At 69.9% G+C, this 24777-nt stretch carries 18 protein-coding genes; 10 read left to right on the top strand and 8 right to left on the bottom strand.

Going from position 1 to position 24777, the window contains the following annotated elements:
• Window positions 1–2 precede the first annotated feature (2 nt).
• Window positions 3–1478, bottom strand: coding sequence for a replicative DNA helicase (dnaB, locus tag ABZ990_RS08345; protein WP_361227546.1), 1476 nt, complete (start codon window positions 1476–1478; stop codon window positions 3–5).
• A 440-nt stretch (window positions 1479–1918) separates the two neighbouring features.
• Between dnaB and ABZ990_RS08340 the strand changes: the two genes are divergently transcribed.
• Window positions 1919–3256 (top strand): MATE family efflux transporter, encoded by a 1338-nt coding sequence (locus ABZ990_RS08340; protein WP_361227220.1) that lies wholly within the window; start codon window positions 1919–1921, stop codon window positions 3254–3256.
• 164 nt (window positions 3257–3420) lie between these two features.
• Here ABZ990_RS08340 and rplI read toward each other — a convergent pair whose 3' ends face one another.
• The 4 genes from rplI to rpsF form a co-directional block, all read right to left on the bottom strand.
• Window positions 3421–3867, bottom strand: coding sequence for a 50S ribosomal protein L9 (gene rplI / locus ABZ990_RS08335; RefSeq protein WP_361227217.1), 447 nt, complete (start codon window positions 3865–3867; stop codon window positions 3421–3423).
• An 18-nt stretch (window positions 3868–3885) separates the two neighbouring features.
• Window positions 3886–4122, bottom strand: coding sequence for a 30S ribosomal protein S18 (gene rpsR / locus ABZ990_RS08330; protein ID WP_008746874.1), 237 nt, complete (start codon window positions 4120–4122; stop codon window positions 3886–3888).
• Window positions 4123–4180: 58 nt separating this feature from the next.
• Window positions 4181–4756, bottom strand: coding sequence for a single-stranded DNA-binding protein (locus tag ABZ990_RS08325; RefSeq protein WP_361227213.1), 576 nt, complete (start codon window positions 4754–4756; stop codon window positions 4181–4183).
• Window positions 4757–4829: 73 nt separating this feature from the next.
• Window positions 4830–5120, bottom strand: coding sequence for a 30S ribosomal protein S6 (gene rpsF / locus ABZ990_RS08320; RefSeq protein ID WP_004950685.1), 291 nt, complete (start codon window positions 5118–5120; stop codon window positions 4830–4832).
• Window positions 5121–5427: 307 nt separating this feature from the next.
• Here rpsF and ABZ990_RS08315 point away from each other — a divergent pair, with 307 nt between their 5' ends.
• From ABZ990_RS08315 to ABZ990_RS08305, 3 genes are all read left to right on the top strand, one after another.
• Window positions 5428–5742: a hypothetical protein gene (locus tag ABZ990_RS08315; RefSeq protein ID WP_361227210.1), complete on the top strand. Its 315-nt coding sequence runs from the start codon at window positions 5428–5430 to the stop codon at window positions 5740–5742.
• Window positions 5743–5906: 164 nt separating this feature from the next.
• Window positions 5907–7025 (top strand): peptidoglycan bridge formation glycyltransferase FemA/FemB family protein, encoded by a 1119-nt coding sequence (locus tag ABZ990_RS08310; RefSeq protein WP_361227207.1) that lies wholly within the window; start codon window positions 5907–5909, stop codon window positions 7023–7025.
• 89 nt (window positions 7026–7114) lie between these two features.
• Window positions 7115–8146, top strand: coding sequence for an alanine racemase (locus ABZ990_RS08305; RefSeq protein WP_361227205.1), 1032 nt, complete (start codon window positions 7115–7117; stop codon window positions 8144–8146).
• A 112-nt stretch (window positions 8147–8258) separates the two neighbouring features.
• Here the strand turns inward: ABZ990_RS08305 and ABZ990_RS08300 are convergent, their stop codons facing one another.
• A complete protein-coding gene (locus ABZ990_RS08300; RefSeq protein WP_361227202.1) occupies window positions 8259–9770 on the bottom strand; it encodes a glycosyltransferase 87 family protein in 1512 nt (503 codons plus the stop codon).
• A gap of 113 nt (window positions 9771–9883) precedes the next feature.
• Window positions 9884–12727, bottom strand: coding sequence for a transglycosylase domain-containing protein (locus tag ABZ990_RS08295; protein WP_361227199.1), 2844 nt, complete (start codon window positions 12725–12727; stop codon window positions 9884–9886).
• Window positions 12728–13149: 422 nt separating this feature from the next.
• On the opposite strand from ABZ990_RS08295, the gene ABZ990_RS08290 reads away from it, so the two are divergent.
• The 3 genes from ABZ990_RS08290 to ABZ990_RS08280 all read left to right on the top strand — a co-directional run bounded on the left by ABZ990_RS08290 (window position 13150) and on the right by ABZ990_RS08280 (window position 16348).
• On the top strand, window positions 13150–13830 hold the full coding sequence (locus ABZ990_RS08290) for a PadR family transcriptional regulator (RefSeq protein ID WP_361227196.1): 681 nt from the start codon (window positions 13150–13152) through the stop codon (window positions 13828–13830).
• Between the two features lie 48 nt (window positions 13831–13878).
• Window positions 13879–14961, top strand: a complete 1083-nt coding sequence (locus tag ABZ990_RS08285; protein WP_359876399.1) for an inositol-3-phosphate synthase — start codon at window positions 13879–13881, stop codon at window positions 14959–14961.
• Between the two features lie 127 nt (window positions 14962–15088).
• On the top strand, window positions 15089–16348 hold the full coding sequence (locus ABZ990_RS08280; RefSeq protein WP_361227192.1) for an MFS transporter: 1260 nt from the start codon (window positions 15089–15091) through the stop codon (window positions 16346–16348).
• A 95-nt stretch (window positions 16349–16443) separates the two neighbouring features.
• Here the strand turns inward: ABZ990_RS08280 and ABZ990_RS08275 are convergent, their stop codons facing one another.
• Window positions 16444–17889: a CCA tRNA nucleotidyltransferase gene (locus tag ABZ990_RS08275; RefSeq protein WP_361227189.1), complete on the bottom strand. Its 1446-nt coding sequence runs from the start codon at window positions 17887–17889 to the stop codon at window positions 16444–16446.
• Between the two features lie 221 nt (window positions 17890–18110).
• Between ABZ990_RS08275 and ABZ990_RS08270 the strand changes: the two genes are divergently transcribed.
• From ABZ990_RS08270 to ABZ990_RS08260, 3 genes are all read left to right on the top strand, one after another.
• On the top strand, window positions 18111–20474 hold the full coding sequence (locus tag ABZ990_RS08270) for a DUF6049 family protein (RefSeq protein WP_361227186.1): 2364 nt from the start codon (window positions 18111–18113) through the stop codon (window positions 20472–20474).
• Window positions 20475–20520: 46 nt separating this feature from the next.
• A complete protein-coding gene (murJ, locus tag ABZ990_RS08265) occupies window positions 20521–22902 on the top strand; it encodes a murein biosynthesis integral membrane protein MurJ (protein ID WP_361227183.1) in 2382 nt (793 codons plus the stop codon).
• 129 nt (window positions 22903–23031) lie between these two features.
• Entirely contained in the window at window positions 23032–24768 is a 1737-nt protein-coding gene (locus ABZ990_RS08260) for a protein kinase family protein (RefSeq protein WP_361227180.1), read from the top strand.
• Window positions 24769–24777 lie beyond the last annotated feature (9 nt).

Raw genomic sequence — 24777 nt, 5'->3', positions numbered from 1 at the left:
GATCAGGTCTGGGCCATGTCCACGAAGCGCGAGTAGTGGCCCTGGAAGGCGACGGTGATGGTCGCAGTCGGACCGTTACGGTGCTTGCCGACGATGATGTCGGCCTCGCCGGCCCGCGGGGACTCCTTCTCGTAGGCGTCCTCGCGGTGCAGCAGGATGACCATGTCGGCGTCCTGCTCGATCGATCCGGACTCACGGAGGTCGGAGACCATCGGCTTCTTGTCCGTGCGCTGTTCGGGGCCACGGTTCAGCTGGGAGAGCGCGATCACCGGGAGTTCGAGCTCCTTGGCGAGCAGCTTCAGGTTTCGCGACATCTCCGAGACCTCCTGCTGACGGCTCTCGGCGCGCTTGGAGCCGCCGGCCTGCATCAGCTGGAGGTAGTCGATGACGACGAGCTTGATGCCGCTGCGCTGCTTGAGCCGGCGGCACTTGGCGCGGATCTCCATCATCGACAGGTTCGGGGAGTCGTCGATGTAGAGCGGGGCCTGCGAGACGTCCGGCATCCGGCGGGCGAGCCGGGTCCAGTCCTCGTCGGTCATGGTGCCGGAACGCATGTGGTGCAGCGCCACCCGGGCCTCGGCCGAGAGCAGACGCATCGCGATCTCGTTGCGGCCCATTTCGAGGGAGAAGATGACGCTGGGCAGGTTGTGCTTGATCGAGGCCGCGCGCGCGAAGTCGAGCGCGAGGGTCGACTTACCCATGGCGGGACGGGCCGCGATGATGATCATCTGGCCGGGGTGCAGACCGTTGGTGAGGGCGTCGAGGTCGGTGAAGCCGGTGGGGACACCGGTCATCTCGCCGCTGCGCGAGCCGATCGCCTCGATCTCGTCGAGCGCGCCCTCCATGATGTCGCCGAGCGGCAGATAGTCCTCGGTGGTGCGCTGCTCGGTGACCTGGTAGATCTCCGACTGGGCGCGGTTGACGATGTCGTCGACATCGCCGTCCGCCGCGTATCCCATCTGCGTGATCTTCGTACCGGCCTCCACGAGCCGGCGCAGCACGGCACGCTCGTGGACGATCTCCGCGTAGTACGAGGCATTGGCGGCCGTCGGCACCGACTGGACGAGCGTGTGCAGATACGAGGCGCCGCCGACCCGGGTGATCTCGCCGCGCTTGGTCAGCTCGGCGCCGACCGTGATGGGGTCGGCGGGCTCGCCCTTCGCGTACAGGTCGAGGATCGCCGAGTAGACGGTCTCGTGGGCCGGCTTGTAGAAGTCGTGGCCCTTGATGATCTCGACGACGTCGGCGATGGCGTCCTTGGAGAGCAGCATGCCGCCGAGGACGGACTGCTCGGCGTCGAGGTCCTGCGGGGGGACACGCTCGAACGGGGACATCCCACCGTCCCAGCCGCCCTCGCTGCCGCGCTCGTGCTGGTCCTCGCGGCCACGGCCGCGGCTCTCGCCGCCCTTGCCGCCGCCACCGCGGGTGCGGGTGGGCAGGCGGTCTCCGGGACCGCTGTCGGCCCAGGGATCGTCCATGGGGTCGGGCATGCTCACCCGGCCACCTCCTCACGTCCGCACCGCGGACAACCGTGCCACTCTTTCTTACGCCACGGCTCGGACAAACGAGAGGCTTTGAACCCGCTTCTGGCGCGTTGGTCGCCGGTCCACGGTAGGGCCGTCGGCACCTTCAGCCAATCTGGTTATCCACAGGCCCTGTGGGTGAAGGCCCAGATGCTGTGGAGAACTCGGCGGAACCTGTGCACGGACCGGGGGACAGCCATGTGGACAAACTCATAGGCCACCCTCCCACACGCCTCTCACCTGCACTTTTTCCGTCCACCGGCTGTGGGGGAGAAAAACTTCTCCGCTTGGACCAAGATCAGAACAAACGGCGCACACCCGGAGCTCACCGCTCCTGAAATGTAAGGATCACCACAGCATTGCATCGCTTACCTGTGGACGATTAGATTGTGCGTATGCATCCGGCCCCCGCGACCCCCGCAGCCGTCCGCCGCCGACACGACCGCGAGATCGTCGCCCTCGCCGTGCCGGCCTTCGGCGCACTCGTCGCCGAGCCGCTCTTCCTCATGGCCGACAGCGCCATTGTCGGCCATCTCGGCACCCCTCAGCTGGCCGGTCTCGCCATCGCCTCGGCCCTGCTCTCCACCGCGGTGAGCGTCTTCGTCTTCCTCGCCTACGCGACCACCGCGGCCGTCGCCCGTCGCGTCGGCGCGGGCGATCTCGGGGCCGCCCTCCGTCAGGGCATCGACGGGATCTGGCTCGCCCTGCTGCTCGGCGCCCTCGTCATCGCCGTCACCCTGCCCGGTGCACCCTGGCTCGTCGACGTCTTCGGAGCCTCCGACGCGGCCGCCGCCCATGCCGTCACCTATCTTCGGATCTCCAGCCTCGGCATCCCGGCGATGCTCGTCGTCCTCGCCGCCACCGGAGTGCTGCGCGGCCTCCAGGACACCCGCACCCCGCTGTACGTCGCCATCGCCGGCTTCGCCGCCAACGGCGTCCTCAATGTCGTCCTGGTCTACGGCGCCGGGCTCGGCATCGCCGGATCCGCCTGGGGCACGGTCATCGCCCAGGTCGGCATGGCCGCCAGTTATCTCTACGTGGTCGTCCGCGGCGCCCGGCGGCACGGCGCCTCACTGCGCCCCGACGCGGCCGGCATACGGGCCAGCGCCCAGGCCGGTGCCCCGCTCCTGGTCCGTACGCTCTCGCTGCGGGCGATCCTGATGATCGCCACCGCCGTCGCCGCGCGGCTCGGCGACGCCGATGTCGCCGCGCACCAGATCATCCTGTCCCTGTGGAGCCTGATGGCCTTCGCCCTCGACGCGATCGCCATCGCCGGGCAGGCCATCATCGGGCGCTACCTCGGCTCCGGCGACGCGGACGGTGCCCGGCAGGTCTGCCGTCGCATGGTCCAGTGGGGAGTGCTCTCCGGGATCGTCCTCGGAGCCTTGGTCATCCTCGCCCGCCCCCTCTTCATCCCGCTCTTCACCGGCGACTCGGCGGTCCGGGACACTCTGCTGCCCGCGCTTCTCGTCGTCGCGCTCTCCCAGCCGGTCTCGGGGGTCGTCTTCGTCCTGGACGGCGTCCTGATGGGCGCGGGCGACGGTCCGTATCTCGCCGGTGCCATGCTCGTCACGCTGGTGGTCTTCGCACCGGTCGCCCTGCTGGTCCCGGCCTTCGGCGGCGGGCTCACGGCGCTCTGGGGCGCGATGACGCTGATGATGACGGTGCGCCTGGCGACCCTGTGGTGGCGCGCCCGTTCCGGCCGGTGGGTCGTCACCGGGGCCACCCGCTGACGCTCCCGGCTCGCGGTGTTTCACGTGAAACACCGTGCGCGGACCGTGTGAAGCACCGTGCGCGCACCGCGAAGCCAAGGTTTCACGTGAAACAGCGGAAGGGCCGCACCCCCGAGGGGGTACGGCCCTTCCGTACTGCTGAACGCGAACTGCCAGGGGCAGTGTTACGCGGCGACGACCTCGACGCCGAGCTTCGCGGTGACGTCGGCGTGCAGGCGCACCGACACCTGGTGCGAGCCCAGGGTCTTGATCGGCGAGCCGAGCTCGACACGACGCTTGTCGACGGCCGGGCCACCGGCGGTCTTGATCGCGTCGGCGATGTCGGCCTGCGTCACGGAGCCGAAGAGACGGCCGGCGTCGCCGGAGCGAACGGCCAGACGGACCTTCGTGCCCTCGAGCTGAGCCTTGATCTCGTTGGCCTGCTCGATGGTCGCGATCTCGTGGATCTTGCGGGCGCGGCGGATCTGCGCCACGTCCTTCTCGCCGCCCTTGGTCCAGCGGATCGCGAAACCGCGCGGGACCAGGTAGTTGCGAGCGTAGCCGTCCTTGACGTCGACGACGTCGCCGGCGGTACCGAGGCCGGACACCTCGTGGGTGAGGATGATCTTCATTTTTCGGTCACCCTTCCCTTAGCGCGCGGTGGACGTGTAGGGCAGCAGCGCCATCTCACGGCTGTTCTTGACGGCCGTGGCGACGTCACGCTGGTGCTGCGTGCAGTTGCCGGTCACGCGACGGGCACGGATCTTGCCGCGGTCGGAAATGTACTTCCGCAGCATGTTCGTGTCCTTGTAGTCAACGTACGTGACCTTGTCCTTGCAGAATGCGCAGACCTTCTTCTTAGGCTTGCGCACAGGCGGCTTCGCCATGGTGTTTCTCCTGTGTGATCAAGAAGTGGGGGTACGAGCCGCTTCCGGGGCTTGCGCCCTAGAAGGGGGGCTCGTCCGAGTAGCCGCCGCCGGAGTTTCCACCCCAGCCACCGCCGCCACCGCCCTGCTGGCCGCCGGACGGAGCGCTGGAGGCCCAGGGGTCGTCGGAGGGAGCTCCGCCGCCGCCCTGCTGAGGGGCGTTGCCCCAGCCACCGCCGCCGCCACCCTGCTGGCCGCCGCCGAAGCCGCCGCCACCCTGGCCACCGCGACCGGTGGTACGGGTGACCTTGGCCGTGGCGTTCTTCAGGCTGGGGCCGACTTCCTCGACGTCCAGCTCGAAGACCGTGCGCTTGACACCCTCGCGGTCCTCGTAGGACCGCTGCTTCAGACGGCCCTGCACGACGACGCGCATGCCCTTCTGAAGGGACTCCGCGACGTTCTCCGCCGCCTGACGCCAGACCGAGCAGGTCAGGAAGAGGCTTTCGCCGTCCTTCCACTCGTTGGTCTGACGATCGAAGGTGCGGGGAGTGGACGCGACACGGAACTTCGCGACCGCCGCGCCGGACGGGGTGAAGCGCAGCTCGGGGTCGTCGACAAGATTGCCGATGACCGTGATGACGGTCTCGCCTGCCATGGGTGAACCTCTCGGCGGGATTGCTTCTGGCTGCTTGTTGCTACTCGGACCCGAGAACCTTTGAGCCGAAGGCTCAGTGGGTCTCGGGGCGGAGGACCTTGGTCCGGAGGACCGACTCGTTCAGGTTCATCTGGCGGTCGAGCTCCTTGACGACCGCAGGCTCGGCCTGCAGGTCGATGACCGAGTAGATGCCCTCGGGCTTCTTCTTGATCTCGTAGGCGAGACGACGACGGCCCCAGGTGTCGACCTTCTCGACCTTTCCGTTGCCCTCACGGACGACGGAGAGGAAGTTCTCGATCAGCGGGGAGACAGCGCGCTCCTCGAGATCGGGGTCGAGGATGACCATCACCTCGTAGTGACGCATGTGGAACCCACCTCCTTTGGACTCAGCGGCCACGGTCGTTCCGTGGCAGGAGGGTCGTGATGCGTGTAGCAACGGCGCCGGCCACGCGAGTCCTGGACGGACCTGGGCAGACACCGGTGCAGACGGTACAGACTACCCGCACATCACCCCTCGGTTGAAATTCAGTGGTGAGGGGCACCGCGGTCGAAACACGGCCCGAGAGGGCGCTGCGGTTGAAATCCAGCGGTGGAGGGCCGCAATCTGTACACGACGGATGTCGGCGGCGTCACAGGCGCCGCCGTCCCGCAGGTACGCCAGGAGGTGCCCCATGGCACAGGCAATGCGACCCGACTCCGGACACTCCCTCTTCGCCACCGACGGCAAGCCCCACCCGGTCCAGGACACCCTGATGGCCGTGACGCTGGTGCTGGGCCTGCTCTCCTTCATCACCGCGATGTTCCACAACCTGCATCTGCTCAGCTCCTGGTCCGGTCTGATCGGGATCCTGACCGGCGCCTACGGGCAGTACATCTCCGCCACCACACGCGAACGCTTCGTGCTGGTCGTGGGGCTCGGCCTGGCGGGCGTGGGCTTCTTCCTGGGCATGGCCCACGGCGGCCTCTTCGGCGGCGTGATCCACTAGCAGGCGAGTCGATCATGACTCGACCTCGTGCCGGTCCCGGCACGTCACGGGGGATGCCGGGCCCGGCACGGCCATTCGGAGCGCTCCGAGGTCGCAGTAGGCTTCGGCGCGAGAGCCGGAGCCCCTGACCCGATGGGGACACACCTGCCGAGGAGCGCCCCGACATGAGCCTGACCCTGAGGACCATCAGCCGCGAGCAGCATCTGGCGTTCATCCAGAGCCAGCCCTCGGCCAGTCACTGCCAGGTTCCGGCATGGGCGGACGTCAAGACCGAGTGGCGCTCGGAGAGCCTCGGCTGGTTCGACAAGGAGGGCCGGCTCGTCGGCGCCGGTCTGGTGCTGTACCGACAGCTGCCGAAGATCAAGCGCTACCTGGCCTACCTGCCCGAGGGCCCGGTCATCAACTGGTACGCCCCGAACCTGGACGACTGGCTCCAGCCGATGCTCGCCCATCTGAAGCACCAGGGCGCCTTCTCCGTGAAGATGGGCCCGCCGGTCGTCATCCGCCGCTGGAACGCGGCCGCGATCAAGGCCGGCATCCAGGACCCGGACGTCAAGCGTCTGCGGGACATCGAGGCCACCCACATCGAGCCGCGCGCCTTCGAGGTCGCCGACCGGCTGCGGAAGATGGGCTGGCAGCAGGGCGAGGACGGCGGCGCCGGCTTCGGCGACGTGCAGCCCCGCTACGTGTACCAGGTGCCGCTCGCGAACCGCGCGCTCGACGACGTCCTCAAGGGCTTCAACCAGCTGTGGCGCCGCAACATCAAGAAGGCCGAGAAGGCCGGTGTCGAGGTCGTCCAGGGCGGCTACGAGGACCTCGCCGAGTGGCAGCGGCTGTACGAGATCACGGCCGTCCGCGACAAGTTCCGCCCGCGCCCGCTCTCGTACTTCCAGCGCATGTGGACCGTCCTCAACAACGAGGACCCCAACCGCATGCGGCTCTACTTCGCCCGCCACAACGGAGTGAACCTCTCCGCCGCCACCATGCTCGTGGTCGGCGGACACGTCTGGTACTCCTACGGCGCCTCCGACAACATCGGCCGTGAGTTCCGGCCCTCGAACGCGATGCAGTGGCGGATGCTGCGCGACGCGTACGCGATGGGCGCGACCGTCTACGACCTGCGGGGCATCTCGGACTCGCTGGACGAGAACGACCACCTCTTCGGCCTCATCCAGTTCAAGGTCGGCACCGGCGGCGAGGCCGCCGAGTACGTGGGCGAGTGGGACTTCCCGCTCAACAAGCTCCTGCACAAGGCCCTGGACATCTACATGTCGCGGCGCTGACGGCACGCCCGAGGCTTGCGTAGTCTCATAAGCAGTTCGTACACCTTCTCTCGATCTGTCGTAGCCACCAGAAAGGTCCCGGGCCGGCCATGGCGCTCTCCCTCTATGTCGACACCGCTCGCTGGCGGGCGCACCAGAAGACCGTGACCGAGCAGTTCCCCGGTCTCATCCCGGTCTGCAAGGGCAACGGCTACGGGTTCGGCCACGAACGCCTCTCCGAGGAGGCGGCCCGGCTCGGCGCCGACGTGCTCGCGGTGGGCACCACGTACGAGGCCGCCCAGATCAAGGACTGGTTCAGCGGCGACCTGCTCGTCCTCACCCCCTTCCGGCGGGGCGAGGAGCCGGTGCCGCTGCCGGACCGGGTGATCCGCTCCGTGTCGTCCGTGGACGGTGTGCACGCCCTGGTCGGCGCCCGGGTCGTCATCGAGTGCATGAGCTCGATGAAGCGCCACGGCGTCCACGAGGAGGACCTGCCCCGGCTGCACGCGGCCATCGAGGACGTCCGCCTCGAGGGCTTCGCCCTGCACCTGCCGCTGGACCGCACCGACGGCACCGACGCCGTCGATGAGGTCATCGCCTGGATGGACCGGCTGCGGGCCGCCCGGCTGCCGCTGCACACCATGTTCGTCAGCCATCTGCGCGCCGCGGAGCAGGCCCGGCTCCAGCAGCAGTTCCCGCAGACCCGGTTCCGCGCCCGGATCGGCACCCGGCTGTGGCTGGGCGACCACGAGGCCACCGAGTACCGGGGATCGGTCCTCGACGTCACCCGCGTCGCCAAGGGCGACCGCTTCGGCTACCGGCAGCAGAAGGCCGCCTCGGAGGGCTGGCTCGTGGTGGTCGCCGGCGGCACCTCGCACGGGGTCGGCCTGGAGGCCCCGAAGGCCATGCACGGCGTGATGCCGCGCGCCAAGGGCGTCGCCCGTGCCGGTCTCGCCACGGTGAACCGGAACCTCTCCCCGTTCGTCTGGGACGGCAAGCAGCGCTGGTTCGCCGAGCCGCCGCACATGCAGGTGTCGATCCTGTTCGTGCCGGCCGACGCCCAGGAGCCCAAGGTGGGCGACGAGCTCGTCGCGCACCTGCGCCACACCACGACCCAGTTCGACCGGATCGTCGAGCGCTGATCCGCCGGACCGCCCGCCGGCGGTCCGGGACCGGCATCCGCCGACGCCCCCGTACGAGAGAGGAGCGGCCCCCGGGACACCCCGGGGGCCGCTCCTCTTACATCCGCCGGGTTCACTTCTCCGGCGTACCCCACTCCACCCGCGGCCCCGGGCCGTCCGGCTCCCCGGGAAGCGTCCCGAGCGCCCCGAGCGCCGTACGCGCCGTGCGCGCCGTGCGCGCCGTGCGGCCGAGGACGAACACGTCCCCGGCACCGTCCAGGACCCCGCCCGACGGGTCGTCCGAGCCGTCCCGCCGCACCTCGTCCCGGTCGGGCGCGAGGATGTCGCGGACGACCAGCGCGCACAGCCAGAGCGTGCCGAGGACGTGCAGGACGATCGCGAACTGGTAGCCGTCGCCCGGCAGACCCTGCTTGTCGCCGCTCGCCCCGTAGGCCAGATAGAGCCAGATGGCGAGGAAGTAGAGCACCTCGCCCGTCTGCCAGATGAGGAAGTCCCGCCAGCGCGGCCGGGCGAGCGCGGCGAGCGGCACGAGCCACAGCACGTACTGCGGCGAGTAGACCTTGTTGACCAGCACGAACGCTGCCACGATCAAAAACGCCAGCTGGGCGAACCGGGGCCGGCGCGGCGCGGTCAGGGTCAGATACGCGAGGCCCAGGACCGCGAGGGCCATGAGGGCCATCGCCCCGCGGTTGGCCGTGCCGGGCGGGATCGTGTTTCCGGTGTTCTGGCTGATCAGCAGCCAGATCGAGCCGTAGTCGACGTTCCGCTCGGTGCTGAAGACGTAGAACTGCCGCCAGCCCTCGGGCGCCGCCAGCATCACCGGCAGATTGACCACGAGCCACGCCCCGGCCGCGCCCGCGGCCGCCGTGGCGAACGCCCGCGGCCGCCCCGCCCGCCAGCACAGCAGGAACAGGGGGACGAGCAGCAGCACGGGATAGAACTTGGCGGCCGTCGCGAGGCCGAGCAGCACCCCGGAGCCGAACGGGCGCCCGCGCGACCACAGCAGCATCGCGGCGGCGGTGAGGGCGACGGCCAGCAGGTCCCAGTTGATGGTGGCGGTGAGCGCGAAGGCGGGCGCGAGGGCCACCAGGAGACCGTCCCAGGGGCGCGTGCGGTGCGTCCGCGCGACGCAGACGGCGAGCACGGCCGCGCAGACCATCAGCAGGCCCGCGTTGACCATCCAGTACGACTGCTGCCGCGCGATCAGCTCGCCGCCCGGGGTCAGCCAGGCGGCGACCTCCATGAACAGGCCGGTCAGGACCGGGTACTCCAGGAACGGTATGTCGCCGCCGATCCGGTCGAAGTACGGGACCAGGCCGTCCGCGAAGCCGCGTCCGGAGAACAGGTGCGGGATGTCGGAGTAGCAGGCGTGGGTGTACTGGGAGGTGGAGCCCTGGAACCAGGCCCAGTTGTAGCAGGGCAGTTTCTGCACCATGCCGAGGGCGAACATGCCGAGGGTCACCAGGGCCACCACGCCGACCGGGGTGAGCCCGCCTCGGCCGGGTGCCGCCCGGCGTCCGGCCGGCCCGCCGATCAGCTCGCTGCCCCGGGCCGCCACTTCGTCCGCGTGGGTGGGGCGGACCACCTGATCCCGCGGAGGGCTCGTCTTCTGGAGGCTCGGCATGGGGGCCATCCTGCCGTACGGGCCCGGGAATGCGGGGAGGGCCGCCGCACCCGGTGCCGTACGCGAGGTACGGACCGGGCGCGGCGGCCCTCGAAGGTGCCGGGCGCGGCGGCTCAGCCGCCGATGGCACCCCAGCCGGTGCCGCCGTTGGGCCGGCCCCCGCCGTTGTCGCCGCCGGTCGTCCCGGCGTTGGCGGCTCCGCCGGTCTCGGTGCCGCCGTTCGCGGCCCCGCCATTGGCGGCCCCGCCGTTCGCGGCTCCACCGTTCGCGGCCCCGCCGTTCGCGGCTCCACCGTTCGCGGCCCCGCCATTGGCGGCTCCACCGTTGGCGGCCCCGCCGTCGGTGGCACCGCCGTTCGCGGCCCCGCCGTTGTTCTCACCGCTCGGATCGCACGGCCATTCCCAGACGGTGCAGGACTTCTCCGGCTTCGGGGACTTGGTCGGCGCCTGGGTGGTCGGCTCCTCCGACGGCTCCTCGGTCGGCTCCTGCGACGGCGTCGGGCTCGGCGTCGGCGTCGGGCTGACGGCGCCGCCGCCGAAGACCGGCTCGCCGTCGAGCTCCTCGGGCTCCGGGAAGCCCTGCACCGGGGTGCCCTGCAGCATCGCGGTCATGTACTCGCGCCAGATGCGGGAGGGGAACGAGTTTCCGTGGATCTTCGGCTGGGCGCCGGTTCCGTACATGGACTCGAACGTGCGGTCCTTGGCCGAGTCGTCGTCGTCGAAGCGGTACATGTCGACGGCGGTCGACAGCTCGGGGGTGTACCCCACGTACCAAGCAGAGTTGTTGCGGTCGGTCGTACCCGTCTTGCCGGCCGAGTCACGATCGGGCAGGGCGGCCGTCCGTCCGGTGCCCTTCTTGACGACGTCCTTCAGGACATCGGTGACGTTGCTCGCGATCGCGGTCGAGAACGCCTGCTTGGGCGCCAGCTTGTGCTCGTAGATGACCTCGCCACGCTGGAGGACCTTGGTCACGGAGAAGGGGTCGTTCTGCTTGCCGTTGTTGCCGAAAGTGGCGTACGAGCCGGCCATCCGGATCGCGCTCGGGGAGGAGATACCGAGGGTGAACGACGGCACATCGCCCTTCACCAGCGAGGATTCCAGCAGACCCGCGTCGATGGCGGCCTGGCGGACCTTGTCGATGCCGACGTCCATGCCGAGCTGGACATAGGGCGAGTTGGCGGAGTGCTCCATCGCCTCACGCAGGTCGATGTTGCCGTAGCTCGCGTCGTCATCGTTGACCTGGCGCCACTCCTTGTCCTTCTCGTCGCGCCAGACCGTGCCGTCGTAGTTCTTGATCACCAGGCCGTTCTGGCCGTTGTAGCGGCTCTTGTCCGGGTCGACCTTCGTACGGTCGGTGGGGCCCTGCACCTTGTCGAGCTTGGGGTTGCGCACGCCGTCCCGCATCGCGGCGGCCAGCACGAAGGGCTTGAAGGTCGAGCCGACCTGGGCACCGGTCGTGTCCGCGTTGTTCATGAAGTGCTCGGTGGCGTTCTTGCCGCCGTACAGCGCCACGATGGCGCCCGTCTTCAGGTCCACCGACGCGCCGCCGAACTGCACATGGGTGTCGGTGATCGGACGCTCTTCCGGCTTGATGTACTCCTTGTAGATGCCGCTGACGGCGTCCTCGAGGGCCTTGACGTTCTTCTTCTTGAAGGTCGTGTGCACCTCGTAGCCGCCCTTGGCGAACTGCTGCGTGGTGATGCCCAGGTCGTTCTTGTTGATGAAGTTCGCCTCGGCCGTCCGCACCAGGTAGCCGACCTGGCCGCCGAGCTGCGCGCCCTGCTTGCGAGGCTTCACCTTCGGGAACTCGGGGTACTTCGCGCGCTCGGCCGCGGTCAGGCGCCCGTCCTTGACCATCTCGTTGAGGATCCACTTCCAGCGCTTCTTGGCCCGGACGGTGTTCTTCTCGGCCGTGGCCGTCGGGTCGATCTCGGGGGATCCGGCCGGGTCGTAGTACGTGGCGCCCTTGAGCAGTGAGGCGAGGAAGGCGCACTCGCTCGGGTTGAGCTTGCGGGCGTCCTTGCCGAAGTACGTGCGGGCCGCGGCCTGGATGCCGTAGGCACCGCGGCCGTAGTACGAGGTGTTGAGGTAGCCCGCCATGATCTCGTTCTTCTCCAGGTCGTTGCCGACCCGCATGGAGATGAAGAGTTCCTTGACCTTGCGGCTCACCGTCTGCGACTGGTCGTCGAGACGGTTGTTCTTCACGTACTGCTGGGTGATGGTCGAGCCACCCTGCTTGTTCCCGCCCTTGGCCATGTTCCACACGGCACGGCCGATGCCCCACGGGTCGATGCCGGAGTCGGTCCAGAAGGTCTTGTTCTCGGCGGAGACGACCGCGTCCTGCATGGCCTGCGGGATCTGCGCGTACTCGACGATCTGACGGTTGACGTCACCACCGGTCGCGGCCATCTGCGTGCCGTCGTCCCAGTAGAAGACGTTGTTCTGCTGCTTGGCGCTGAGGGCCTCGTTGGGAATGTCCACCCAGGCGTACGCGGCGACGCTCGCGCCCAGCAGGCTGCCGATGAATCCCAGGAACAGACCCGTCGTCAGCTTCCACGAGGGCAGCCAGCGCTTCCAGCCGTACTTGTCGTGACGCGGATAGTCGATCATCCGCTTCTTGCCGGGCGGCCGGCCGCCGTCCCTGCAGCGTCCGGGTCCGCCGCCGCCCCGGGGCGTGCCACCGCCCCCGCCGCGGCGCCCCCCGCCGGCGCCTCCGTTCTCGGGTACGCGCCTGCGCCCGCCCCGCTGAGCGGCCCGCCGGGCCTCGGCGCGTCCGCCGTAGGGACGCTCCTCTCCACCGTGCGTGGAGGGCGGACCGTACGAGGCCGAAGGGGACCCCGCAGCGGAATCATGGTCAGGGGCCGGCCCGCGGCCCATGGGCTGCTGGGCGGCGCGCCGGGCCGCAGCGCGGCCGCCGGTCGGCGGCTGTTGCGGCATTTTGCGACGGTGCTCGCTCATCGAACGACTACTCCTCGGGCAGGCGCGTACGCCTGGAAGCGGCAGTTGAGTTCCGGTCCCCCCGACATGCACACGGCCGCGCCTCGGACAAGGCCGGACCGTGCCGACCGGGCACTCGCTTCACTGACGCTTCGCGGCATTGCGCGGTTCCCGGTGGTCTGCATGCCGCACAGACTACGCACGGCCAAAACCTGCCTAGAGTCCGAGTTCACCCCAAATCAGGCAAGTCGATTGCTGTGAATTGGTGATGTGACACCGGTCACCCGAGCCCCCCTTGTCGCGACACAGGGGCAGCCCTATCGTCTGGATGTATCGAGTCGATACATCAGCGCGGCACATCGGCTCGGCATACGAGTTTTCCCATGAGGTCACCGAGACCCGTCCGCACGGCGGGCGGGTCCGCAGAGCGAAGGAGGCGGCGAGTGAGCAGGCGTTCAGGAATCCTCGAGTTCGCCGTTCTCGGTCTGCTCCGTGAGGCCCCGATGCACGGGTACGAGCTGCGCAAGCGGCTCAACACCTCGCTGGGGATCTTCCGGGCGTTCAGCTACGGGACCCTCTACCCCTGCCTCAAGACGCTGGTCGCCAACGGCCGGTTGATCGAGGAGCCGGGCAGTGGGCCCGAGGACGCCGTGGCGGCCTCACTCTCGGGACGCCGCGCCAAGATCGTCTACCGGCTGACGACCGAAGGGAAGGAGCACTTCGAAGAGCTCCTTTCCCACACCGGCCCCGACTCCTGGGAAGACGAACACTTCGCCGCCCGCTTCGCCTTCTTCGGCCAGACCGAACGCGACGTGCGGATGCGGGTGCTGGAGGGCCGGCGCAGTCGGCTGGAGGAGCGTCTGGAGAAGATGCGCGCCTCCCTGAACCGGACGCGCGAGCGTCTGGACGACTACACGCTCGAACTCCAGCGCCACGGAATGGAGTCCGTGGAACGCGAAGTGCGCTGGCTGAACGAGCTCATCGAGAGCGAGCGGGCGGGACGGGACCAGCGTTCCGAACCCGAGGACACCGCTCGGCAGCACGAAAACTCTGGAGACACGGACGGTCTGCCCCGGCCCGGGAGCACTCCCCGGCCGGATCCGTCCGACGACACCGCCAAGTGAAACCCTGCTCGCCGCAGGGCTTCCACGATCACACAGGGAGCAACCGAAATGGGTTCGGTTCGCGTAGCCATCGTCGGCGTGGGCAACTGCGCCACTTCGCTGGTGCAGGGCGTCGAGTACTACAAGGACGCCGACCCGGCGTCCAAGGTCCCCGGTCTGATGCATGTCCAGTTCGGCGACTACCACGTGGGTGACGTGGAGTTCGTGGCCGCCTTCGACGTCGACGCGAAGAAGGTCGGCCTCGATCTGGCGGACGCCATGGGCGCCAGCGAGAACAACACCATCAAGATCTGCGACGTGCCGGCCACCGGCGTCACCGTCCAGCGCGGCCACACCCTCGACGGTCTCGGCAAGTACTACCGCCAGACCATCGAGGAGTCCACCGAGGCCCCGGTCGACGTCGTCCAGATCCTCAAGGACCGACAGGTCGACGTCCTCGTCTGCTACCTGCCCGTCGGCTCCGAGGACGCGGCGAAGTTCTACGCCCAGTGCGCCATCGACGCCAAGGTCGCCTTCGTCAACGCCCTCCCGGTCTTCATCGCCGGCACCAAGGAGTGGGCGGACAAGTTCACCGAGGCCGGTGTCCCGATCGTCGGTGACGACATCAAGTCGCAGGTCGGCGCGACCATCACGCACCGCGTCATGGCGAAGCTGTTCGAGGACCGCGGTGTCCGCCTCGAGCGCACCATGCAGCTGAACGTCGGCGGCAACATGGACTTCAAGAACATGCTCGAGCGCGAGCGCCTGGAGTCCAAGAAGATCTCCAAGACGCAGGCCGTCACCTCCCAGATCCCCGACCGGGACCTCGGCGAGAAGAACGTCCACATCGGCCCGTCGGACTACGTGGCCTGGCTGGACGACCGCAAGTGGGCGTACGTCCGCCTCGAGGGCCGCGCCTTCGGCGACGTTCCGCTGAACCTGGAGTACAAGCTCGAGGTCTGGGACTCCCCGAACTCCGCGGGTGTCATCATCGACGCCCTGCGCGCCGCGAAGATCGCCAAGGACCGCGGCATCGGCGGCCCGATCCTCTCCGCGTCGAGCTACTTCATGAAGTCCCCGCCGGTGCAGTACTTCGACGACGAGGCCCTGGCCAACGTCGAGAAGTTCATCAAGGGCGAGGTCGAGCGCTGAACCGCGCACCGGCCGGCCCCTGAAGGCCGTCCGGCAGTCCGAACGGACCGCTGAGAACCGACGGTCCGACGACGAGGGTCCCCGTGGCACTGCCCGGGGACCCTCGTCGTATGTGAGTCTTGCTGCCATGTCCGTCGTGCGTGATCTGCGCGTCCTCCTCCATCTGCGGGACTTCCGCTGTCTGCTGACCGTGCGACTGCTCTCCCAGTGCGCCGACGGCGTCTACCAGGTCGCGCTGGCCACCTATGTCGTCTTCTCCCCCGAGAACGAGACCAGCGCCGCCGCGATCGCCTCCGCCATGGCGGTCCTGCTGCTGCCGTACTCCTTCGTCGGGCCGTTCGCCGGCGTGCTGCTCGACCGCTGGGAGCGGCGCCAGGTCTTCCTCTACGGCAACGCGCTCCGGGCTCTCCTGGCCTGCGGGACCGCGCTGCTCATGCTGTCCTCCGTGCCCGACGCGCTCTTCTTCGCCTCCGCCCTCGCCGTCACGGCCGTCAACCGTTTCGTCCTGGCCGGACTCTCCGCCGCGCTCCCGCGCGTGGTCGACGACGAGCGGCTGGTCATCGCCAACTCGCTGTCGCCGACCGCCGGCACCCTCGCGGCGACGCTCGGCGGGGGGCTCGCCTTCATCGTCCGGCTGATCGCCCATAACTCCGACGCCGCCGTCGTCCTGCTGGGTGCCGCGCTCTACCTCTGCTCCGCGCTCTCCTCGCTCCGGATGTCCCGCGAACTGCTCGGGCCCGACCCGGACAAGATCCAGCCCCGGCTCGGCGCCGCGCTGTCCTCCACCGCGCGGGGACTGGTGAGCGGGCTGCGGCATCTGTCCCAGCGGCGCCCCGCCGCCCGCGCGCTCGCCGCGGTCACCCTGATGCGGTTCTGCTACGGCGCGCTGTTCGTGACGCTGCTCATGCTCAGCCGGTACACGTGGGGCACCACCGAGGCGCAGGGGCTCGCGGTCCTCGGGCTGGCTGTCGCCACATCCGGGGCGGGCTTCTTCGCCGCGGCGGTGCTCTCGCCCTGGGCGATCGGGCGCCTGGGAGCATTCGGCTGGATCATGTGCTGCGCGGGGGGCGCCGCCGTTCTCACCCCCGCCCTGGGGCTGACCTTCGCGAAGGCCCCCTTCCTGGTGGCGGCCTTCGCGCTGGGCCTGACCACCCAGGGGGTGAAGATCGCGACGGACACCGTCGTCCAGACCACGGTGGACGACGCCTACCGCGGACGCGTCTTCTCGCTCTACGACGTGCTCTTCAATGTCGCCTTCGTCGGTGCGGCCGGGGTCGCGGCCCTGATGCTGCCGCCCGACGGGCGCTCGTCCGCGCTCGTCGTGCTGGTGTCCGTCCTCTACGCCGTCATCCCCCTGGCCTTGTGGTGGCGGCGCGCGGCCGAATGACCGAGGGGCGGTGTTTCACGTGAAACACCGCCCCTCCGCACTGTCGGCCCACCGATGTTTCACGTGAAACATCGCGTGAAACGGCCGGCTCCAGCTCAGCCTTCCTGGGTCGCCCACCACTCCTTGAGCGCGGCGGCAGCGGCGTCCCGCTCCATGGGCCCGTTCTCCAGGCGCAGCTCAAGCAGGAACTTGTAGGCGCGTCCGATGGCCGGACCGGGGCCGATGTCGAGGATCTCCTGGATCTGGTTGCCGTCCAGGTCGGGACGGATCGCATCCAGCTCCTCCTGCTCCTGGAGCTGGGCGATGCGCTCCTCCAGACCGTCGTAGGCGCGGGAGAGCGCGGCGGCCTTGCGCTTGTTGCGCGTGGTGCAGTCGGAGCGGGTCAGCTTGTGGAGCCGGGAGAGCAGAGGGCCCGCGTCCCGGACGTAGCGGCGGACGGCCGAGTCGGTCCACTCACCCGTGCCGTAGCCGTGGAAGCGCAGATGCAGCTCCACCAGCCGCGAGACGTCCTTGACCATCTCGTTGGAGTACTTGAGCGCGATCATGCGCTTCTTGGTCATCTTCGCGCCGACCACCTCGTGGTGGTGGAAGGAGACCCGGCCGTCCTTCTCGAAGCGGCGGGTACGCGGCTTGCCGATGTCGTGGAGCAGGGCCGCCAGCCGCAGCACCAGGTCCGGGCCGTTCTCCTCCAGGTCGATGGCCTGGTCGAGGACGGTGAGGGAGTGCTCGTAGACGTCCTTGTGCCGGTGGTGCTCGTCGCTCTCCAGACGCAGCGCCGGAAGCTCGGGCAGGACATGCGCGGCGAGACCGGCGCCGACGAGGAGCCCGAGGCCCTTGCGGGGGTGGGCCGAGAGCAGGAGCTTGTTGAACTCCTCGCGGATCCGCTCGGCGGAGACGATCTCCAGCCGGCCCGCCATCTCCGTCATGGCGGTGACGACCTCGGGGGCCACGGCGAAGTCCAGCTGCGCGGCGAAGCGCGCGGCACGCATCATCCGCAGCGGGTCGTCGGAGAAGGACTCCTCGGGGGTACCGGGGGTGCGCAGCACCCGCTCGGCCAGATCCTCCAGACCGCCGTGCGGGTCGATGAACTCCTTCTCGGGGAGTGCCACGGCCATCGCGTTGACGGTGAAGTCGCGGCGGACCAGGTCCTCCTCGATGGAGTCGCCGTAGGAGACCTCGGGCTTGCGGGAGGTGCGGTCGTACGCCTCGGAGCGGTAGGTGGTGACCTCCACCTGGTAACCGCTCTTCTGGCAGCCGACCGTGCCGAACGCGATTCCGACCTCCCAGACCGCGTCGGCCCAGGGCCGGACGATCTTCAGGACGTCCTCGGGGCGGGCGTCGGTGGTGAAGTCCAGGTCGTTGCCGAGACGGCCAAGAAGCGCGTCCCGTACCGAGCCGCCGACCAGCGCGAGGCTGAACCCCGCCTCCTTGAAGCGAAGGGCGAGGTCGTCGGCGACAGGGGAGACGCGCAGCAGTTCGCTGACGGCGCGGCGCTGCACCTGGCTCAGTGCGGTGGGGGTGTCTTCGTTGGCGTTCGGCACAACAGAAAAGGGTACGTGCCCCGGCTCACCCCGGCGTCCCGGTTTCCCGCCCGCGGGGCCCGAACGGCCCCGGGAGAGGTTCCGGGGAAGCCCGTGCGCGCCCTCCGCCGGAGCGGTCCCCGGCACTCGGCCCCCGCGCTGCTCGTTACCATGCCTGGACACAGCATCCGGAAGCACCGACACCACTGACACCACGAGACAACGACGAGGACGGGCGACGCGTGGGCGAGGCGGCAGCTATTCAGGGGACCCATCCCTCACCTGCCCGCCGCAGGCTACGGCGCATGGCCTCACTCGCTGTGGCCGCGCCGTTGCTGACCGGCCTCCTTCAGGGTGTGCCCGCGCCGGCGGCCCAGGCCGCCGAGAGCGCGAACAGCGCCGGCGGCGTGGACGTGTCGTTGGAGACCCTGGCGCCGAAGGCCCCCGTGGACGGCGACACGCTCACCGTCACGGGTACGGTCACCAACCGGACCAAGCAGGCCGTGACCAACGCCACCGTCGACCTCCGGGTCGGCCCCCGGATGACCAATCGCAGCGAGATCGACGACGTGTCCGGCCGGGGCGCCTTCCGTCTCGGCGGCGAAGGGGAGGCGCTCGGCGGGCGCTACACGGTCGAGATCCCCCGGCTCGGCTCCGGGCTCAGCCGCGACTTCTCGCTGTCCGTGCCCGTGTCCAAGCTGGAGCTCGACGACCCGGGCGTCTATCAGCTCGGGGTGTCCGTCAGCGGACGGACCGCGAGCCAGCCGTACGACCGGGTGCTCGGCATCGAGCGGACCTTCCTGCCGTACCAGCCCGACGAGACCGAGAAGCGCACCAAACTCACCTATCTCTGGCCGCTGATCTCCACGGCGCACGTCTCCGCCGAGACGGGCGCGAACCAGCAGCAGACCCCCGTGTTCGAGAACGACGATCTCGCCGCCGACCTCGCCCCCGGCGGGCGGCTCGACGAGATGGTCTCGCTCGGCAAGGACCTCCCGGTGACCTGGGTCATCGACCCGGACCTGCTCGCCAGTGTGGACGCCATGGCCGCGCCGTACATGGTCAAGAACGGCACGACCACGGTGCCGGGCCAGCACCAGGACATCGCCAAGCGCTGGCTGGACCAGCTGGAGAAGGCCGTGCAGGGCCACAAGGTCGTCGCCCTGCCCTTCGCCGATCCCGATCTGGCCGCCCTCGCCCACCACGGCAAGGAGGTCCCGGGCTCCCTGACGCACCTCCAGCAGGCGACCGCGCTGGCGTCCGGCACGGTCGAGACGGTGCTCCATGTGAAGCCGTCGACCGACTTCGCCTGGCCCGTCGACGGTGCCGTCGATCCCTCCGTCATGTCGGTCGCCACCTCGGCGGGCGCGCGCAATGTGATCGCCCGCAGCGACAGCTTCCGCGACGATCTGCCGTACACGCCGACCGCCGCTCGTGCGGTGGGCGGCGGCACGACCGCGGTGGTGAGCGACGCCGCGCTGTCGAAGGCGTTCCAGGGAGACCTCGTCCGCGCCGAGAACTCCACGCTGGCGATCCAGTCGTTCCTCGCCCAGTCGCTGGCCACGACCCTGGAGCTGCCCGAACAGCAGCGCAGCGTCGTGGTCGCCCCGCAGCGCATGCCCTCCACCGCGCAGGCCCAGAGCATGGCGGCGGCGCTGCAGGCGCTGTCCGCCAAGCGGTGGACGGAGCCGCAGGACCTTCCCAGTGCCGCTCTGGACACCGCCGACCCGGACGCCTCCACGCGGGTCCCGGGCAGCGCCTCGTACCCGAAGAAGCTGCGCGCGCAGGAACTCGACACCGCGGCCTTCCAGAAGATGAAGGAGACCCGGGACGAGCTGGACGACTTCCGGGTGATCCTGACCGCCGCGGACCGGGTCGTGCCGCCCTTCACCAACGCGATCAGCCGGGAGATGTCCACCTCCTGGAGGGGCGAGAACCCCTCGGCCACCCTCTACCGCGAGGAGGTCCTGCGCTATCTGCGGAGCCTCACCGAAGAGGTGCAGCTGGTCAAGAAGTCGGACCTCACGCTGTCCGGCCGGAGCGCCACCATCCCGGTGACCGTGCAGAACCGGCTGTTGCAGGGCGTGGAGCATCTGGAGCTGCGGCTGTCCTCCGACAACCGGACCCGTCTGAAGCTGGTCGAGGGCGACCCGGTCGCCTCGCGGCCGGTGACGATCGACGGCGGCCACAGCCAGTCGGTGAAGTTCACCGCCTCGGCGAACGCCAACGGCCCGGTCCTGATGAGGGCCCAGCTGTACACCGAGGACGGGACGCCCTACGGCGCTCCGATGACGTTCACGGTGAAGGTCTCCGAGATCACCCCCACCGTGATGCTCGTCATCGCGGGCGGTGTCCTGCTGCTGGTCCTCGCCGGCATCCGGATGTACCGGCAGCGCAAGCGGGCTGCCGCCCGGCGCGCCGCGGCCGAGGCGGCCGCCGAGGCGGAAGCGGAAGCGGAGCCCGAGGCCGGTCGGGAGGGCGAGGACACGGCCGGAACGGGGGCCGCGGACCCCGGCGCCGAGACGGAGCAGCCGAGTGACCCGACACCCAACACCGGGTCCGAAAGCGGCGACCCGTCGGGCACGGGTGAGAAAGTGGACCGTTGAGCGATGTCGTGGCCGGTCGGCCGGGGACGATGAGGTGGGGTAAACCATGAACGCGCCGTACGACGGTGACCGCGGTCAGGGCGCGGGCAACACCGCGCCGTCCGGTGGTACGCCCCCGACACCGGACGGCGGTCACCCGCCGGTGCCGACGCCGCCGCAGGGCCCGCACCCGCAGCACCCGGACGCGGACGCGCCGCAGCAGGGTTCGTACGGGCAGGCCCCGTACACCCCGGGCCCGTACGCCCCGAACCCGCACGCGAACCCGCAGGGACCCTACGGACAGGCACCCCAGGCGCCCCAGGCGCTGTACGGCCAGGCGCCGCAGGGCCGGACCCCCGAGCCGTCGCCGTACGCCCCGAACCCGTACGGCCAGGATCCGTACGTCCAGGACGCCTACACCCACGACCCCTACCAGGGGCGCGATCTGTCCGCCCAGGACCCGGTCTCCGAGGCGCTCTACGACCGGGCCGCGCACCCGCCGCCCCCGCCCGGCACCTACGCGCAGCCGCAGTCGCTCTACCAGCAGCCGGCCGTGCAGCCGCACGCCCCGGACCCGCGGGTGTGGGCCCAGACGCCCGCGCCGGAGCCCGACGGCCCCTCGCGCCATCTGCCGTACGCCGACGACGCCCACACCGTCCAGTTCACCGGTGTCGACGACCTGGTGACCGCGGCGGGGGAGGAGGCGACCGAGGCGGACGCCTTCGCCCACCTCTACCGCGACCAGCAGGCCCCCGGCCAGGTGCCGCCGCCCGCCCCGGAGCCGAACCCGCTGCCCGCGCCCCCCGCGCCGAAGAAGACCGGCCGCGCGTCCGGGCTGCTCAAGTCGAGCGCCGTGATGGCGGCCGGCACCCTGGTCTCCCGGCTGACCGGCTTCGTCCGCAGTCTGGTGATCACCGGCGCCCTCGGCGCCGCCCTGCTCGGTGACACCTTCACCGTCGCCTACACCCTGCCGACGATGATCTACATCCTCACCGTCGGCGGCGGCCTCAACTCGGTCTTCGTGCCGCAGCTGGTCCGCTCCATGAAGAACGACGAGGACGGCGGCGAGGCCTACGCCAACCGGCTGCTCACCCTCGTCATGGTCGCGCTCGGCGCGATCGTCGCGGTCGCCGTGTTCGCGGCACCGCTCCTGATCAAGGCGATGTCGAGCACCATCGCCGACGACGCCGCGGCCAACAGCGTCGCCGTCACCTTCGCCCGCTACTGCCTGCCCACCATCTTCTTCATGGGTGTGCACGTGGTGATGGGACAGATCCTCAACGCCCGCGGCAAGTTCGGCGCGATGATGTGGACCCCGGTCCTCAACAACATCGTCATGATCGCCACCTTCGGCCTGTTCATCTGGGTGTACGGCACCTCCGCCGAATCCCACATGGGCGTCACGACCATCCCCGACGAGGGCGTCCGCCTGCTCGGCATCGGCACCCTGCTCGGCCTCGTCGTGCAGGCCCTGGCGATGATCCCGTATCTGCGCGAGACCGGCTTCCGCTTCCGCCCCCGCTTCGACTGGAAGGGCCACGGCCTCGGCAAGACGGTCAAGCTGGCCAAGTGGACCGTGCTGTTCGTGCTCGCCAACCAGGCCGGTGTCCTGGTCGTCACCCAGCTCGCCACCGCGGCCGGCGAGGAGTCCGGCAAGAACGGCGCCGGCTTCCTGGCCTACTCCAACGCCCAGCTGATCTGGGGCATGCCGCAGGCCATCATCACCGTCTCCGTCATGGCCGCCCTGCTGCCTCGGATCTCCCGCGCCGCCCACGACGACGACGCGGGCGCGGTCCGCGACGACATCTCCCAGGGCCTGCGCAACTCGGCCGTCGCGATCGTCCCGGTGGCCTTCGCCTTCCTGGCGCTCGGCGTCCCGATGTGCACCCTGCTCTACGCGTCCAGCGGCGTCGAGGCCGCCCGGGGCATGGGCTTCATCCTGATGGCCTTCGGCCTCGGCCTGATCCCCTACTCCGTCCAGTACGTCGTGCTCCGCGGCTTCTACGCCTACGAGGACACCCGGACGCCCTTCTACAACACCGTCATCGTCGCCGCGGTCAACGCGGCCGTCTCGGCCGTCTGTTACGTGGTGCTGCCCGCCCAGTGGGCCGTGGTCGGCATGGCCGGCGCCTACGGCCTGGCCTACGCGGTCGGCGTCGGCATCGCCTGGCGCCGGCTGCGCAACCGCCTCGGCGGCGATCTGGACGGCGCGCACGTCCTGCGCACCTACGCCCGGCTGTGCCTGGCCGCGCTGCCCGCCGCACTCGTCGGCGGCGCGACCGGCTTCGGTCTGATGAAGCTGCTCGGTGACGGCGCCCTGGGGTCGCTCGCCGCCCTCGTGGTCGGCGGTGTGGTCCTGCTCGGGGTCTTCTTCGTCGCGGCCAAGCGCATGCGGATCGCGGAACTCAACTCCATGGTCGGCATGGTCCGCGGCCGTCTGGGACGCTGATCCACGCACGAGAACGCGCGATCGGCACAACCATCGGGGGCCGACGCGTGTCGTGCATAGCGCCGGACTGTGGGCACAATTGGCATGGCTGTTGGATGTGGCGCAACGGATGGGGAGGCAGGAACGACGGTGGCGGAACGTAGCACGGCTGCCGTCGACGTGGCCGACAACAGCGGTGACGACCCGCTGACCGCCAAGGCGGACACGGCCGCGACCGACGGGGTGGCGGAAGAGCGGAAGAAGGCGGATCCTTCCGCCGAGACCACGAAGGACGAAGCGGCCGACCGGAAGAGCGACGGCGAGCCGTCCTCCTCCACGGCAACCGAACTGCACAGCGGCCACAAGCTGGCGAAGCGGTACCGGCTGGAGGAGTGCGTCACCCGGCTGGACGGCTTCAGCAGCTGGCGGGCCGTGGACGAGAAGCTGCGGCGCGCCGTCGGCGTGCACATCCTGCCCGCCGACCACCCCCGCGCCCGTTCCGTGCTCGCCGCCGCCCGCTCGGCCGCGCTGCTCGGAGACCCCCGGTTCGTCCAGGTCCTCGACGCCGTCGAGGAGAACGACCTCGTCTACGTCGTCCACGAGTGGCTGCCCGACTCCACCGAACTGACCGCGCTGCTCGCGGCCGGCCCCATGGAGCCGCACGACGCCTACCAGCTCGTCAGCCAGGTCTCGCAGGCCATGGCCGCCGCGCACCGCGAGGGCCTCTCGCATCTGCGTCTCACCCCCAGTGCCGTCCTGCGCAGCTCCACCGGCCAGTACCGCATCCGCGGCCTCGCCGTGAACGCCGCGCTGCGCGGCATCAGCGCCGAGCGCCCCCAGCGCACGGACACCGAGGCGATCGGTGCCCTGCTGTACGCGGCTCTCACCCAGCGCTGGCCGTACGAGAGCGACGCGTACGGGCTCTCCGGCCTGCCCAAGGGCACCGGGCTGCTCGCCCCCGATCAGGTACGGGCGGGCGTCCACCGCGGGCTTTCGGAGATCGCGATGCGGGCCCTGGCGAACGACGGGGCCACCGCCTCGCGCCAGGAGCCGCCCTGCACCACCCCGGACGAGCTGGCCAAGGCCGTCGCGGCGATGCCGCGCATCCGCCCGCCGGAGCCGGAGTTCCCGCTCCCCAGCCCGCCCGAGTACCAGCGCACCACCTATCAGCAGGGCACCTACGGGCGTCCGCCGGCGCATCCCGCGGTCACCCAGCCCGTCGTGGTCCCGCCGCCCCCGCTGCAGAGCCGTACCGGAAAGGCGCTGAAGTGGGCCGTCTCGGCCCTCCTGATCGCCGCCCTCGGCCTGGGCAGCTGGCAGATCGCGGACCGGCTCCTGCAGGGGAACACTCCCGAGACCCCCGCGCCCACCCAGCAGACCCCGGGCGGGGACGAGAAGCCCGAGCCGGCGAAGCCGCTCACCATCGCAGCGGCGCAGGAGTACGCCCCGGACGGCCCACCGCAGAACGCCAACAACGTGGGCGCCACCTACGACAAGGACCCGTCCACCTACTGGCGTACCAAGAGCTTCTTCGAGGGACCGGTGCTGGCGCCCTTCCGGCAGGGCGTGGGCATCGTCTACGACCTCGGCTCCGAGCAGAGTCTCGCCTCCGTGTCCATAGACCTGCGCTACGGCGGCAATCACACGGCCGCGACGATGTACGCGGCGGACTCCCTGAGTCCGGGGGGTTCCCCCGACTCGATGAAGAAGCTCGCCACGGCGACGACCTCCGGTTCCTCTCTCCCGATGACCCTGAAGTCACCGGAGAAGGTCCGCTATGTACTGATCTGGTTCACGGCACTCCCGCACTCCGGGGCAGACGAATACAGCAACGCCGGCTACAAGCAGGCCGTCACCAACGTGTCCTTCAAGGGGTCCTCGGCGTAACCTTCCCGC

It is taken from the genome of Streptomyces sp. NPDC046203 (assembly GCF_040646255.1).
In the GTDB taxonomy this organism is placed as follows: Bacteria; Actinomycetota; Actinomycetes; order Streptomycetales; family Streptomycetaceae; genus Streptomyces.
This window is presented reverse-complemented; position numbering and strand designations above follow the sequence as displayed.

Excerpts from the sequence above, each read along its gene's own strand:
- dnaB (WP_361227546.1), bottom strand. The coding sequence starts at position 1,478 with ATGGACGATCCCTGGGCCGACAGCGGTCCCGGAGACCGCCTGCCCACC.
- ABZ990_RS08340 (WP_361227220.1), top strand. The coding sequence starts at position 1,919 with ATGCATCCGGCCCCCGCGACCCCCGCAGCCGTCCGCCGCCGACACGAC.
- rplI (WP_361227217.1), bottom strand. The coding sequence starts at position 3,867 with ATGAAGATCATCCTCACCCACGAGGTGTCCGGCCTCGGTACCGCCGGC.
- rpsR (WP_008746874.1), bottom strand. The coding sequence starts at position 4,122 with ATGGCGAAGCCGCCTGTGCGCAAGCCTAAGAAGAAGGTCTGCGCATTC.
- ABZ990_RS08325 (WP_361227213.1), bottom strand. The coding sequence starts at position 4,756 with ATGGCAGGCGAGACCGTCATCACGGTCATCGGCAATCTTGTCGACGAC.
- rpsF (WP_004950685.1), bottom strand. The coding sequence starts at position 5,120 with ATGCGTCACTACGAGGTGATGGTCATCCTCGACCCCGATCTCGAGGAG.
- ABZ990_RS08315 (WP_361227210.1), top strand. The coding sequence starts at position 5,428 with ATGGCACAGGCAATGCGACCCGACTCCGGACACTCCCTCTTCGCCACC.
- ABZ990_RS08310 (WP_361227207.1), top strand. The coding sequence starts at position 5,907 with ATGAGCCTGACCCTGAGGACCATCAGCCGCGAGCAGCATCTGGCGTTC.
- ABZ990_RS08305 (WP_361227205.1), top strand. The coding sequence starts at position 7,115 with ATGGCGCTCTCCCTCTATGTCGACACCGCTCGCTGGCGGGCGCACCAG.
- ABZ990_RS08300 (WP_361227202.1), bottom strand. The coding sequence starts at position 9,770 with ATGCCGAGCCTCCAGAAGACGAGCCCTCCGCGGGATCAGGTGGTCCGC.
- ABZ990_RS08295 (WP_361227199.1), bottom strand. The coding sequence starts at position 12,727 with ATGAGCGAGCACCGTCGCAAAATGCCGCAACAGCCGCCGACCGGCGGC.
- ABZ990_RS08285 (WP_359876399.1), top strand. The coding sequence starts at position 13,879 with ATGGGTTCGGTTCGCGTAGCCATCGTCGGCGTGGGCAACTGCGCCACT.
- ABZ990_RS08280 (WP_361227192.1), top strand. The coding sequence starts at position 15,089 with ATGTCCGTCGTGCGTGATCTGCGCGTCCTCCTCCATCTGCGGGACTTC.
- murJ (WP_361227183.1), top strand. The coding sequence starts at position 20,521 with ATGAACGCGCCGTACGACGGTGACCGCGGTCAGGGCGCGGGCAACACC.